At 36.5% G+C, this 14,519-nt stretch carries 10 protein-coding genes; 6 read left to right on the forward strand and 4 right to left on the reverse strand.

Going from position 1 to position 14,519, the window contains the following annotated elements:
- The first annotated feature begins 13 nt into the window (after window positions 1-13).
- From sov to ACST15_RS00740, 6 genes are all read left to right on the forward strand, one after another.
- Window positions 14-7,087 (forward strand): T9SS outer membrane translocon Sov/SprA, encoded by a 7,074-nt coding sequence (gene sov / locus ACST15_RS00715; RefSeq protein ID WP_459452743.1) that lies wholly within the window; start codon window positions 14-16, stop codon window positions 7,085-7,087.
- A 75-nt stretch (window positions 7,088-7,162) separates the two neighbouring features.
- The gene (gene gcvH, locus ACST15_RS00720; RefSeq protein WP_459452744.1) at window positions 7,163-7,543 is read left to right on the forward strand and encodes a glycine cleavage system protein GcvH; all 381 of its coding nucleotides are present in this window, start codon (window positions 7,163-7,165) and stop codon (window positions 7,541-7,543) included.
- A gap of 43 nt (window positions 7,544-7,586) precedes the next feature.
- Entirely contained in the window at window positions 7,587-8,870 is a 1,284-nt protein-coding gene (locus ACST15_RS00725) for a dihydroorotase (RefSeq protein ID WP_459452745.1), read from the forward strand.
- Between the two features lies 1 nt (window position 8,871).
- Window positions 8,872-9,393, forward strand: coding sequence for a hypothetical protein (locus ACST15_RS00730; RefSeq protein ID WP_459452746.1), 522 nt, complete (start codon window positions 8,872-8,874; stop codon window positions 9,391-9,393).
- A gap of 4 nt (window positions 9,394-9,397) precedes the next feature.
- Window positions 9,398-9,943, forward strand: coding sequence for a DUF4199 domain-containing protein (locus tag ACST15_RS00735; RefSeq protein ID WP_459452747.1), 546 nt, complete (start codon window positions 9,398-9,400; stop codon window positions 9,941-9,943).
- 5 nt (window positions 9,944-9,948) lie between these two features.
- Window positions 9,949-10,674: an ABC transporter permease subunit gene (locus tag ACST15_RS00740; protein ID WP_459452748.1), complete on the forward strand. Its 726-nt coding sequence runs from the start codon at window positions 9,949-9,951 to the stop codon at window positions 10,672-10,674.
- Here ACST15_RS00740 and ACST15_RS00745 read toward each other — a convergent pair.
- Genes ACST15_RS00745 through lpxD form a run of 4 tightly spaced genes read right to left on the reverse strand, consistent with a single transcriptional unit; the run spans window position 10,660 to window position 14,502 of the window.
- Window positions 10,660-11,277 carry an ABC transporter ATP-binding protein gene (locus ACST15_RS00745; protein ID WP_459452749.1) on the reverse strand — a complete coding sequence of 206 codons (618 nt, stop codon included), beginning with the start codon at window positions 11,275-11,277 and terminating at the stop codon, window positions 10,660-10,662. The genes ACST15_RS00740 and ACST15_RS00745 overlap by 15 nt on opposite strands.
- Before the next feature lie 11 nt (window positions 11,278-11,288).
- Window positions 11,289-12,059, reverse strand: coding sequence for an acyl-ACP--UDP-N-acetylglucosamine O-acyltransferase (lpxA, locus tag ACST15_RS00750; protein WP_459452750.1), 771 nt, complete (start codon window positions 12,057-12,059; stop codon window positions 11,289-11,291).
- Window positions 12,060-12,067: 8 nt separating this feature from the next.
- A complete protein-coding gene (locus ACST15_RS00755) occupies window positions 12,068-13,462 on the reverse strand; it encodes a bifunctional UDP-3-O-[3-hydroxymyristoyl] N-acetylglucosamine deacetylase/3-hydroxyacyl-ACP dehydratase (protein ID WP_459452751.1) in 1,395 nt (464 codons plus the stop codon).
- Window positions 13,463-13,479: 17 nt separating this feature from the next.
- The gene (gene lpxD / locus ACST15_RS00760) at window positions 13,480-14,502 is read right to left on the reverse strand and encodes a UDP-3-O-(3-hydroxymyristoyl)glucosamine N-acyltransferase (protein WP_459452752.1); all 1,023 of its coding nucleotides are present in this window, start codon (window positions 14,500-14,502) and stop codon (window positions 13,480-13,482) included.
- Between the last annotated feature and the right edge of the window lie 17 nt (window positions 14,503-14,519).

The following is a 14,519-nucleotide window of genomic DNA, read 5'->3' on the forward strand; positions in this document are numbered from 1 at the left end:
AAGCCTGGCTTTTTTGCTACTGATTGAGGTAGTGGATGGAGCGCCTACTTATAAGAATACGTTCTTGAAGCAAGATACGACTTTAGAAAAAAGTGGAAAAAGGCCTAGATATTCGCTTAAATCTCCCTCACCATTCAGCATACTGCAGCCAAGTTCCAAGTCTCCATTTTCTATTTATTCCATTAGAGGGGCTAAAAGTGCTTTAACTTTTCAAGATCAGAACCAATTAGTCCAATCTCAACAATTAGGGAATATTGCCGTACAACCTGATAGACCCTTTTCTTTTCAGGAATATGCCCGTGAACAGGATCGCCAGGTGAATCGTAGTTTTTGGAATGCCTATTCTAAAAGTTTAGATGGGAGTAGTTCTCTGCAATCAAGGGGGCTTTTTCCAAAAATAGAATTGCCTCCTGCTATTGATCGAATATTTGGTGGTAATGAAGTTTATTTTAAACCCAATGGTAGTTTATTGCTCGATATCGGCTATATGGGTCAATTTGTTGATAATCCTGCTATCCCAGTTCAGTTGCGTTACGTAGGAAATTTGTTTTTTAACGAGCAGGCCCAAATTAACTTCCAAGGTAAGATTGGTGAAAAATTGAATTTGAATACCAATTTTGATACAAAAGCTAGTTTTAATTTCCAAAATCAGCTTAAGCTAAACTGGAAAACACAAGAGGAGGACATCTTACAGAACATTGAATTGGGAAACACCTCCTGGACATTAAATTCTCAACTTATTCCTGGTGTTCAGAATTTATTTGGTTTAAAGACCTTGATGAGGTTTGGAAATTTAGATGTGACTGTGGTAGCAGCCCAACAGCGTTCTAAGCAAGATTGCATAACTTTAAAAGGAGGAGCACAGGGTAAATCATTTGAAATTAGGGCGGACCAATATGATGAAAACCGCCATTTTTTCTTGTCAAGCTATTTTAGAAATCAATATGAACAAGCGCTGAAAAATGTTCCTATGCTTTCTAGTGGAATTACCATTACTAGGGTCGAGGTGTATGTGACCAATAGAACTCAAAGTACGGAAACACTTCGTAACCTTATTTCTTTAGCCGATTTGGGAGAATCAGCACCTTATAGTGCCAATAATCCCGTGTTAAGCCCTATTATTCCCAACCAGCCTGTTGATAATAAAAATAATGGCCTGTTTGATAAATTGGTTAATGATGGAGAAATCAGAAAATCAGATCAGGCTTCTTATCGTTTAGAATCGACCTATAATTTACAAAGAGGAACCGACTTTGATATGTTAAAAGGGGCTAAACGATTGAATGAAAGAGAATTTAAATTTCATCCTACCCTTGGTTACTTATCTTTAGTCTCCCCAGTAAGAAATGATGAAGTAATTGCGGTTGCGTATGAATATACCCTGAATGGTAGAAAGTACAAAGTTGGGGAGTTGACAGAAGATTATCAAGCTAGGAGAGATGATGAGGTTTTGGTTTTAAAAATGCTTAAATCATCTACCATCAGAAATAATTTGAATCATCCTATGTGGGATTTAATGATGAAGAATATTTATTCATTGAATACCAATGGTTTAGCGAAGCAAAATTTTCAATTAAGGATAGTTTATAAGGATGATGCAACGGGAATTGATAATTCGAATTTGATTGAGGGAGAGAAATTAAAGGATATTCCTTTGGTGAAAGTATTGGGGCTTGATAAATTAAACTTTGCTGGAGATCCTCAACCGGATGGTAATTTTGACTTTGTAGATGACTTAACCATTGATGCCAAAAATGGTCGTATCATCTTTCCCGTATTAGAACCATTTGGTCGAAATTTAAAAGCTCAATTTAATCCTTCAGAGTCCAATCTAGTCAACAAATACGTCTTTGATGAATTATACCGTAGGACTCAAACTGACGCATTGCAGTTAGCGGGAAAGAATAAATTTTTCCTGAAAGGTTCATTTCAATCCGGAATGGGAAGTGATATCATGCTGCCATTTGGGGTAGAAGCTAAATCTGTTACCGTTTCCGCAGGTGGACAACTACTTACTTCTGGAACGGATTTTATTGTAGAGGGGATGTCTGGAAGGGTTAAAATTATCAATGAAAGTATATTTTCCTCAGGTAGAGAATTGAAAATTTGCTATGAAAAACCTGATTTATTTTCCAATCAAGTGAGAACCTTGTTGGGTACCCGATTAGACTATAATTTAGGATCAGATTTTCATTTAGGAGCAACTTTCCAAAATATGAGTGAAAGTCCACCCGCTTTCTTCCGCCGTGTAGCCATAGGTAATGAGCCAGTTAATAATACCTTGATTGGATTTGATGCGAGTTTATTTCGTAAATCCAATGCTTTAACCAGAGCCTTAGATGCATTACCCATTGTATCTACGAAGGAAGCTTCTGTTATTGACTTCCAAGGCGAAGTAGCTAAATTAATACCCAATGTGAACGATCGAGTTCAAGGGAATGCCTTTATTGATGATTTTGAAGCGGCTAGGGTCGTCTATAATTTTTCTTCACAACCAACCCTTTGGAAGCCTGCTTCTACTCCGAAAGAATTCATTGTTGGTAATCCAAGAGACCTTTCTTCAAACTATAAGCGCGCTAAAATATCAGCATACAATGTAGATGCCAGTATTTATGGCCAGGGTGGATTTGGATTAGATGTTCCGGGAATTGACCCTAATAAGGTTAATGCTTATGCTTATGAGCGAGTGGTTACTCCAAAAGGATTATTTCCCAATAAGGACTTTGCTAATAATATCACCAATTTACCCTTAGGCGTGTTGGATGTAGCTTATTTTCCTCAGGAAAGAGGTATGTACAATTTTAATACTAATCTGACCTCTAAAGGATTATTGGCTGGAGACCCTAAGAACAATTTTGGTGCTATTACCAGATCAATCAATTCGGATACTGATTTTGATAATGCGAATGTGGAGCAAATTGAATTTTGGTTGATGAATCCTTTTGTTGCTGGTGAACAAGGTAAGATAAGGGATGGTATTTTTAATAAAAATAATGAAACGGGGGGTAAACTAGTTTTTCATTTAGGAGATATATCGGAGGACTTTATTCCTGACGGCTTCTCCAACTTTGAAAATGGTATTCCTGCTGGAGAAAAAATCACCTCTGGTTCATCACAAAATGTGGAAGTTACTCCTTGGGGTATAGCTCCAAAAAGGCAATTTGTGATTAATGCTTTCGATAATCAAGCTGGTAGGTCCACACAAGATGTTGGATTGGATGGATTACCTAACCAAATTTCAGAAGGGACTAGTGTATCAGAAGAGACCTATTTTAAAGAGTATTTAAATCAAATTAGGACTAAGGTTAGTGATCAAACTGCCCTTACCCAAATCATTAAAGACCCTGCTGCAGATGATTTTGATTACTATTTGAATGAAAAGTTTAATGGAACCGAAAGTTTAATTGAGCGCTACAAGAATTTCATGGGTCTAGAGAATAATTCTCCAACTACGGCTAATCCGAGTAATACAAATTTCACAGAGGCCAATAGCATGGTTCCTGACCGAGAAGATTTAAATACCGATAATACAGTCAATGAAGTTGAATCGTATTTTAAATATGAAGTAGACTTAAAACCTGGTCAGCTGGAGGTAGGTAAAGGATATGTCGTAGATAAGGTGACTGAAAATGGCGTAGACTGGTATTTATTCCGAATTCCTATCAAAGATAAGCCTAGCTCCGTAGGTGGAATGAATAGTTTTAAGTCGATTCGCTTTTTCCGGATGTTGTTGACCCAATTCCAAGAGCCTGTGGTATTACGTTTTGCTCAATTGCAATTATCGGGATATTCTTACCGTAAGTTTTTAGGTGATTTAGACAAGAAAAATGGGGTTGATATTCCGGAGCCCTATGATGCCAAGTTCAAAGTTTCTTCGGTGAATATTGAAGAAAATGGTCCCGCAGCCAAAGGAAATAACACCATACCTTATGTTGTTCCTCCGGGCTTTGTGCGAGACCAAGATATCACGACAATCAACAATGCTCTTTTGAATGAGCAATCCATGAGTTTATGTGTTGATAATCTGCGTCCTGGCGATGCTCGAGCTGTGTTTAGAAATACCAATTTTGATTTCATCAACTACAAACGCCTTCGCATGTTTGTTTCCATGCAAAGTCAAGATCAAATCAATGGAAAAGTAGCTGCATTCATTCGAATAGGTACTGATTTAACGGACAACTATTATGAGGTGCAATCAGCAGGATTAACACAAACTCAAAAAGGGCAAAGTTTAGACATGGAAATTTGGCCCATGGAAAATGAGTTTGACATTGAATTTGACTTACTTAAGCGGGCTAAATTAGAAAGAGATAAACAAGGTAAATCTTTGAATGAACGATTCTCTATTCTAATGACAAGTTCATCTGGCAAACAGTATGTGGTAACTATTATGGGTCGTCCAGATCAAAGTGCCAGTATGACCATGATGATTGGTATGCGAAATATTAGTACGGATGGACCTAAGAGTTTTTGTATTTGGGTAAATGAGTTGCGTGCATCTGACTTTGATCAAACTTCGGGAGAGGCGGCCGTGGGTAAATTGGGCTTAAAATTGGCTGATTTAGGTACGGTGATGATGAATGGTAGTTTCAAGAATTATGGTTTTGGGGGTGTCCAATCTAAAATCTCAGACCGATCTCGGGAAAATTATGTGGAATATGGTATTACAGCCAATCTTAATTTAGAAAAGTTTTTACCTGCTAATTGGGGTTTCCGTATTCCATTTTTTATTACCTACGATAAAAGAAATATTTCACCACAATTTGATCCGTTAGATCCTGATATCTTTTTATCGAATTCATTGGAATCCAAAGGGGCGGGCTATGCTAAATTGGTTGAGGACAATACGGAACGTCGAGGGTTTAATTTTACCAATGTTCGAAAGATTAAGAGTAATTTATCCAAGAGGGCCTACCTGTGGGATTTTTCTAATTTTACCTTTTCTTATGCCTATTCAGAAATGCTTCGTTCAAGCACGATGATTCATGCATACCAACAATACAGTCAAAGAGGAAGTATTCTTTATTCATTTACCACGAATTCTGCGTTCTGGGAACCATTTACTAAATGGAATACCAGTTCACCTTGGTTGGATATAATCAAAGATTTTAATTTCAATTGGAAACCTAGTTCATTTACTGTTAGGGCAGAAATGGATCGTAGCTTTATCAAGACTCAGTTACGCAACCAAGATTTAAACATCATAGGTGTAGCTCCACAATTTGAGAAATACTGGTTTTTTAATCGGCAGTATGCTTTGAATTGGAATTTGACTAAGAGCGTTATTTTCAATTATAATACGATGGTTAATGCCATCATTGACGAACCTGTTGGGGATATTGACACCCAAGCTAAGAAGGATTCTGTGATGAATAATATCAAGTCTTTTGGAAGGGCTAGGAACTTTGATCAACAAGCTGGAATTGTTTGGCGTTTACCTTTGCAAAAGCTTCCCTTAACTGATTGGATGAATGCAGATTATACACATCGTATTGGTTATAATTATTATGCAAATTCGTTTAACATTCGAGATTCCCTGAATTTGCCATTTGGAAATATTATTAAAAATACGAGAGAACGAGCCATAAGTGGAAAAGTGGATTTTGTTTCTTTGTATAATCGTATTCGAGCGCTTCGTTGGGCTAATACTCCGGCAGCTACTGGTAAAAATGTGGCAAGAAATCCAGGAGATGAAGAGGAAATTGCCATTCCAAGCAAATCAATATTAAAGAGTTTTACCCGCCTATTGTTAACACTTCGGGGTATTCAAGTCAATTATTCAGTTAATGAATCAACAACCTTACCAGGATTCTTACAAAAGCCTGGCTTATTCGGTTTAAATGGTAATACATCTGCACCAGGCTTAGATTTTGTAACAGGTGGACAAGATGATGGTATTCGATTTAAAGCTGCTCAGGAAGGATGGTTGACTAAAAGTACGGTTCAAAATGTTCCATTTACCCAATTGCGAAATACCAAATTCAGTTATATCACCCAATTGGAGCCTAATAAAGATTTGCGTATTCAGTTGGAAGGAAATTACAATAGGGGAGATAACTACCAAGAGTTTTTCAGACCTACCAGTGTTGGTGGTAAATTCGTCAGTCAGAATCCTTTACGATCAGGAAATTACTCCATGTCCTTTTTATCCTTTTTGACAGCATTTAAAGATCCTCAACTGGTCTTTGATGAGTTTAGGTCAAATAGAGAGGTTCTCTTAGCTCGCTTAAATAGAGCTAAAGCAGCTGATGGAAGTTATAATATTAACTCACAAGATGTATTAATTCCATCCTTTTTTGCCGCATACTCTGGAGTTTCTGCACAAAGCGTTAAATATTCGCCATTTTATGATATTCCACTTCCTAACTGGAAAGTAGATTATAATGGTATTAATTTAATGCCTTGGATGAAAAAGAAATTTAGTTCGTTTACGATTACGCACATGTATTCGAGTACCTATAATGTGGGTAATTTCATTTCTTCTTTGGAATATGGACAATTTGAAAATGATTATGTCAATTTAACCTTGAATAGTCTTTTATATCCGCTCTCATCTCGTTTTGATGCTAAGACTAATACCTTGATTCCCGTATATGTGATGAGTACTATTTCATTCTCGGAAAGATTTTCACCTTTAGTAGGTTTCAATGCCATTACTAAAAGTAGGGTTTCCTTGCGATTGGAATATAATCAAGATAGAAACGTGGGTTTAAATTTATCTAATTCTCAAGTGGCAGAATTATCGAATAAAGATTTTACGGTATCGGTCGGATTTACTCGTGCTAATATGTTGATTCCATTTAAAATCAATGGGGCATTTGTTCGATTACCCAACGACTTACGTTTTAACATGAATTTAACCATCCGAGATACTAGGACACTTCAACGGAAATTAGATGCTGAGACCATTGTAACTCAAGGATTTATCAATTTTCAATTTAGACCTCAAATAACCTATTCCATCAATAATAAGTTATCAGTAACAGCTTATTTTGATAAAATGATGAATAACCCATTGGTATCTAATTCATTCTATCGATCCACAGTAGCTGGTGGATTCCAGGTACGATATAGTTTATCAGAATAAAGAAAAGGTTTAAAATTCGATTTGCAAAAAATGAGAACTTTAATGACCTTTGCGTAACAAATTAAACAAATCAACATGAATTTTCCAGAACAATTAAAATATACCCAAGAGCACGAGTGGATTCGTTTAGAAGGAGATGTAGCCGTAGTAGGAATTACTGATTTTGCACAAAGTGAATTAGGGGATATTGTTTTTGTCGAAGTGGAAACTGTAGGAAAGAGCATTGCTAAAGATGCCGTTTTCGGAACAGTGGAAGCCGTAAAGACCGTTTCTGATTTGTTTTTACCTGTTGCAGGTGAGGTAGTTGAATTTAACACGGCACTAAATAATAGTCCAGAATTAATCAACACGGATCCTTATGGTGAAGGCTGGATTGTGAAAATAAAAGCAAACAATGTAGGCGATTTATCTGAATTAATGGATGTAGCCACCTATAAATCCTTTGTTGCACATTGATAGTTAAACCCTGATTTTCAGGGTTTTTTTTATACCCATCGCCATGCGCATTTTATTTAAATCCGTTTTAATTTTAGATAGTACTTCGCCGTATTTTCAGCAAAAAGTTGATGTATTGGTAGAAAATGGAATTTGGAAAGAAATAGCACAGGCTATCTCAAGCTCTGCCGATCGTGTCGTAGATTGTGATCAACTAAGTTGGTATCCCTCTGTTATTGACTTGCGTGTGCATCATACCCTGCCTGGTGGTGAGTTTAAAGAAGATTGGAATTCTTTGAAAAAAGCCGCTTTGCGAGGAGGGGTTCTGGATATGGCTCTCTTGCCAACTGGAAATCCGGTACCTCAACAAGCTGAAGCGATTCAATATATTTTCCAGCAATCTGCTGAAGTGAATTTCTACCCTATAGCTCCACTTACCTTAGATAATAAGGGAGAGAACTTTACGGATTTGTATGATTTACATCAAGCTGGAGCTCAGTGGTTTAGTCATGGAGCGGCTTCTTTACAAAATGCAGATTTAATGGTTAAATGTTTGCAGTATCTGCAAACTCTTCCTGTGACTTTGATAAGCCGACCTAATACAGATGGTTTATCTCTTTATGGTCAGATTCATGAAGGACTTCAAAGTACCTTAATGGGGCTAAAAGGTATTCCAGTTTTAGCTGAAACTCTTTCCATCAAGCGAGATTTAGATCTTTTACGTTATGTTCAAGGCTATCATTTTGGTCATGGAAGTGCAGGTTTTAAACTTCATTTTTCCTGTCTGTCGAGCCGTGAATCAGTACAATTAATTAGACAAGCTAAAAAAGAAGGCTTACCTGTTTCATCTGATGTGGCTATACATCAATTAATTTTTACAGAAGATGATTTAGCGGATTTTGACACAAATAAAAAGGTAAATCCGCCATTTAGAACTCAAGATGATCAAGAGGCCTTATGGGAAGGTCTATTAGATGGAAGCATTGATGCCATTGTTTCTGATCATCACCCTGTCGAAGTTGAATTGAAGGAAATTGAATTTGATCAGGCGAGTTTTGGCGTGATTGGTTTAGAAACTATGTTGCCAGCTTTATTGCAAGCAGCCCAACAAAGAAATATTGCATCCGTTGACGCTTGGATTCATCATGGCCCAGCTAAACTTTTGGGTTTAGCGTCTTCTCAAATTAAATTAGGGGAGTTTGCTAAAGGAATATTAGTAGAAAATAAAAAGCTGGAATACCAAGAGTCCTTGATTCAAAGTAACTCCAAGAATTCTGCCTTTTTACATCATACTTTTGATCATCAAATTGTAGGAGTTATTAACGCTTCTCAATATATCCAATTCTAATATGTTTTTGAACCTCAAACGCTTGCCAGCTTTGCTAGTAACCGCTTTATTGGTGTTGGGTTTAATCTTGGTTTATTGTTTCCTGTTATATCAAAACGGAACGATTCCTATCGGTGGTAAAAAGGCTCCTAGTTATGTCATTGTATTGTTTTTTCAATGGTATTTAGTTCAATCAGGAATTAAGAATAGGGGAAATCAAGTGGTGCATTTTTTACATTTATTTGTGTACCAATATGTATTTGTAATTCTTGTCGGTATATTAACTTTTTGTTTTTTTTATTGGTTTTACCAATCGAGTGAAGGTTTACAGATTTTAAATGAATATATTCGAATTAGTTTAATTGAATTAGCTCAATATCAGAAAGTTATAGTCCAGCAGGAGGGTCAGAATTATTTTATGGAATTGAAAAATAATATATCTCAGATTAATGCGTATAGCATTGCCAAAGATGATTTTTTTCAAAAATTAGCCTTATCTTTTTTACCGAATCTACTTATTTCTTTATACTATAAACGTTCTTAATCTTATGGAAAATCAATCCGATTCTACTCCTTCATCTTCTTTAATTGCCCTAAAATGGGGTTTAATTGGAGGGACAATTAGCTTCTTATTTACCTTATTAACCAATTACACAGGCTTAGAAGATCAGTTTTCAGAGTCTTTAGGTTGGATTACATTTTTGGCTACATTGCTGATTGATACGTCTATTTTATTTTTGACTTTAAAAGAATTTAGGGAGCAAAATGCAGGATACTTGGGTTATTCTCAAGGTTTGGGTGTTTCTGCTTTATTGGGTGCTATTTGGGGACTAGCTTCAGGTGCCTATAATTATATTTATTTGAATTTCATTGATACCACTGTCCTACAAAAGCAATTGGATATTGCTCGTGAAAAAATGGAGGAACAAGGTCTAAGTGAAAGTCAAATTTCAGAAGCTATGAAAGTTTCATCCATGATGATGGGGCCAGGTGTTCAATTTGTGTTGATCGTGTTGATGTCAACACTTTTCTTATTTTTATTAGGTCTAATAGTATCAGCTATTTTAAAGAAAGAAAAACCATTTTTTGAATAGGAGGTATGTGGGCTATTGTTCAAAAAGAATATCAATCATTTTTCAGTTCGTTTATAGGTTTAGGGCTAATGTTGGCATTTTACTTGTTAACAGGCCTATATACCTGGGTATTTGAAGGTAATGTACTTGACTTTGGATTTGCTGAGTTGAGCGTATTTTTTGAATTAGCTCCCTGGTTTTTCTTGTTCTTTATTCCGGCATTAAGCATGCGTCTTTTTTCCGAGGAATATGCTCTTAAAACCTTTGATTTACTGAGGTCACTTCCTGTTTCAGATTGGGACATTTTATTGGGCAAAATCCTAGGAACCTTTGCTGTAGTATTGACATCCTTACTACCCACCCTTTTTTTTGTATATGCTTTATCTAGCTTAGGAAGTCCAGAGGGTAATTATGATTCTACTTTAATTGTAGGAGGCTATATTTCAATTATTTTATTGGGATTAGCTTTTATATGTTTAAGTGCTTTGGCCTCTTCTTTGACCAATAAACAGGCACTAGCTTTTGTCTTAGGTGTTGCTTTTAATTTTTTGTTTTGGCAAGGACCTCAAGAATTAGCTTTAATACCCCTTTTTGCCCAGGTGGATATTGATTTATACAGTTTAAATTTTCACTATAGAAATATTTCCAAAGGGGTATTGGGAATGTCGGATTTAGCTTTCTTTATTGGATTTGATCTGGTCGTCTTAGGCTTGCTATTATTACGCTTGAAACGTAATTTATTTAAAGTCTAGAATAGATATTCTTTGTTCACATAATGCTATTTCAGCCACTTCATTAGAAGCAATTATTACTATTCTGTTTTTTTGATCCTTCATTTTTTCATAGAACCAATTTTTAGCCTTCTCGTCTAAATTAGTAGTGGGTTCATCTAAAAATAAAAATGGTCTCTCAGCCAAAAGAGATATTCCTAATTTGATTTTTTGGCGCATTCCTGATGAATAATTTTTTATAAATTTTGATTCATCTGGTCGCAAATCAATGTATTCTTGGAAACTCGTTAAGGTGATGTGTTGGGGTATTGCTTTTAATTGAATCAGAAAATTTAATAGTTCGGATAAGGTGAACTCTTCGATTAATTCAACGTAAGGAGCAGCATAAGAAACTAGGCTATGTATTTGATCTGATTCTACGATAGAATCATTATCCTGTAAAAAAGATACTTGACCTTTGGTGGGAAGCGAATATTGAGCTAAAATACGCAATAGGGTAGATTTCCCAGATCCATTGGGACCAGTTAGGGCATAGGATTTTCCGGATTCAAATTGATAAGTAAAGGAGCGCACCACCCATTCTTGACGGAATTTTTTTTCAACATGTTCGGCAAGAATTTTCATGAATTAAAGGATTATCCTTTCATGATTCCGCGTTCAGAACTACGGATAAAAGAAAGTATTTCATCTCTTTCTAAAGAAGGGCTAATTTGCTCTTCAATTTCAGATAATGCAGTTTGAATATTCAAACCCTTTTGATAGATATATCGGTAAACTTCTTGAATATCAGCTATTTGTGCATCACTAAAGTTGCGTCTTCTTAAACCCACTGAATTTATACCTGCATAGGTTAATGGCTCTCTTCCTGATTTTGTATAGGGAGGAACGTCCTTACGAACCAAAGAACCACCTGAAATCATCACATGCTTACCTATGCTGGCAAATTGATGGATGGCAGTAGATCCGCCTATTATGGCATATTCACCCACGTTCACATGTCCTGCCATTTGAACAGAATTGGCTAAAATACAATTATCAGCTATTTGGCAATCGTGTGCTATGTGAACATAGGCCATAATTAAGCAATTTTTACCTACTACGGTTCTGTCTTTATCAACGGTACCTCTATTTATAGTGACACATTCCCTGATGGTGGTGTTATCTCCAATTTCAGCTGTTGTTTTTTCTCCTCCAAATTTTAAATCTTGAGGAATAGCTGATATGACTGCGCCAGGGAAAATACGTACATTTTTGCCAATACGAGCCCCAGGAAAAATAGTGACATTAGATCCTATCCACGTTCCATCACCTATTTCTACATCTCCGTGTATCATGGTAAATGGATCAATAGTCACATTTTGGCCAATTTTAGCGGATGGATCTATATGTGTAAGCGGATATGTCATGGGTTTGATTATGATTTTCTTACTAAACTAGCGGTCATTTCGGCTTCACAAACAACTTGTCCAGCTACATAAGCTTTACCTGTCATTTTTGCAATTCCTCTTCTTATTGGGGAAATTAATTCACAACGGAAGATAACAGTATCTCCAGGAATTACACTTTTTCTGAATCGACAATTTTCTATTCCTACTAAATACGGCCAATAGTTTTCAGGATCTGGTACTGAACTTAATACTAAAATACCGCCTGTTTGAGCCATGGCCTCCACTTGCATGACGCCTGGCATCACTGGGTTATTAGGGAAGTGTCCCATGAAATAGCTTTCATTCATGGTTACATTTTTAATTCCCACCACACTATTTTCATCCAAATAGGTGATTTTGTCAATCATCTGAAATGGATAACGGTGAGGCAATAATTCATAAATCCGTTCGTGAGAACAGATAGGTGGTTGCTTCGGGTCGTAAACAGGTACTTTATTTTTCTCCGTTTCGAGCATCAATTTCTTGATCTTTTTAGCCAGTTCCACATTGGATGCATGTCCTGGTCTAGAAGCTAGAATTTGGGCTTTGATGGGTCTTCCCACTAAGGCTAAATCTCCCATGACATCCAATAATTTATGGCGAGCCATTTCATTATTATAATGTAAATTGGTATTGTTTAAGATACCTATTTCTTTGGAGATGCTTACTTTGGGTTTACCCAAAACTTCAGACAAATGAGATAGTTCTTTTTCAGAATAATCACGGTCTGCAATAACAATGGCATTACTTAAATCGCCACCTTGTATTAATCCAGCTTTATAGAGAACCTCTAATTCATGTACAAAACAGAATGTTCTACACATGGCAAATTGTTCCTTGAACTGAGAAACGTGGGTTAAATTAGCATGTTGACTCGATAGAAATTTGGAATTATAATCCACCATTACAGCAATCCTGTAATCATTTAAAGGAAGTGCCGCTAATTCAATGCCTTTATCTAAATCTTTAAAACGTATTTCTTCAGGTAATTCAAAGAATTTACGATGAGCTTCTTGTTCTAATGGAATAGCTTCCTCCAAGGCTTCCACAAATTTGATGGAGCTACCATCCATGATAGGAGGTTCGGGTCCATCTAATTGTATCAGGATATTGTCAATTTCCATACCTACCATGGCTGCAAGCACGTGTTCAACAGTGTTTACTCGCGCTCCATTATGCTCGATGGTGGTACCTCTAGAGGTATCTACTACGTAATCTACATCTGCGTCTGCAATAGGTTGATCTGGTAAATCAGTACGTTGAAACTTGATACCATGATTAGCTGGTGCCGGTAAAAATGTCATGTTGGCTGTAACGCCAGTATGGAGGCCCACGCCACTCAGAGTGACAGATTTACTAATGGTGTGTTGCTTATTGTTCATACGAATCTAATGTCAAATTACTCAACTTTCATGGTTTGATTAATTCTCTCAAACAAGTCAGGTAATTGACGAATAAGTGCATTTCTTTTTAAATAATCTACGTTAGGGGAGGCTGGTGTTCCTCCTAGTGTTTGTCCTGGTATTTTAACTGTTTTAGTTACACCTGATTGAGCTGTAACAATGGTGTTAGGTGCAATGCTAATATGACCTGCAACACCCACTTGTCCACCAATTAAGCAATTATCTCCAATTTTGGTGGAACCAGAAACGCCTACTTGTGCGGCTATTGCTGTGTTTTTACCCACTTCTACATTGTGAGCTATTTGTACTAAATTATCTATTTTAGAACCTTTTCCAATTTTGGTAGAACCCATTGTGGCTCGATCAATTGTTGTATTGGCTCCAATACTCACGTTGTCTTCAATTACAACATTACCCAATTGTGGAATAGTTGTAAAGGTACCATCGGGTTGAGGAGCAAAGCCAAATCCATCGGATCCAATGACTGCATTGGCATGTAGGGTACAATGATTGCCTATTTTACTGTCTGCATAAACAATGACACCTGGATAAATAATGCAATTTTCTCCGATTTGAACATTTACTCCAATGCTAACATTATTCATTACTCGAGTGCCAGATCCTATCTTTGCATTTCGGTTAATACTTGTGAATGTTCCTACGAAGATATTCTCTCCTAAAGTGGCACTTGGATCTATGAAAGAGGGTTGTTGAATCCCCGTTTCATTGGAAGCCATCATTTCCTGATATTTTTGCAACAATACAGTGAATGCCAAATAGGGGTCTGCCACTCGAATTAAGGTGGCTAATGGTTTCTTTTTTAATGCTTGATCCTGGGAAATAATGATGGCTGTAGCTTTTGATTCATACAAAAAAGCCTCGTATTTGGGATTGGCTAAAAAGGAAATTGTCCCTTCTTTACCTTCTTCTATCTTACTGAAATCTGAAATAATATCAGCTCCGTTCCCATCTACTGTTCCATTAATTAGTCCGGCAATTTGATCAACAGTAAATTTCATGCAGGGATGAATTGATT

Source organism: Aquirufa sp. Wall-65K1, from assembly GCF_054558475.1.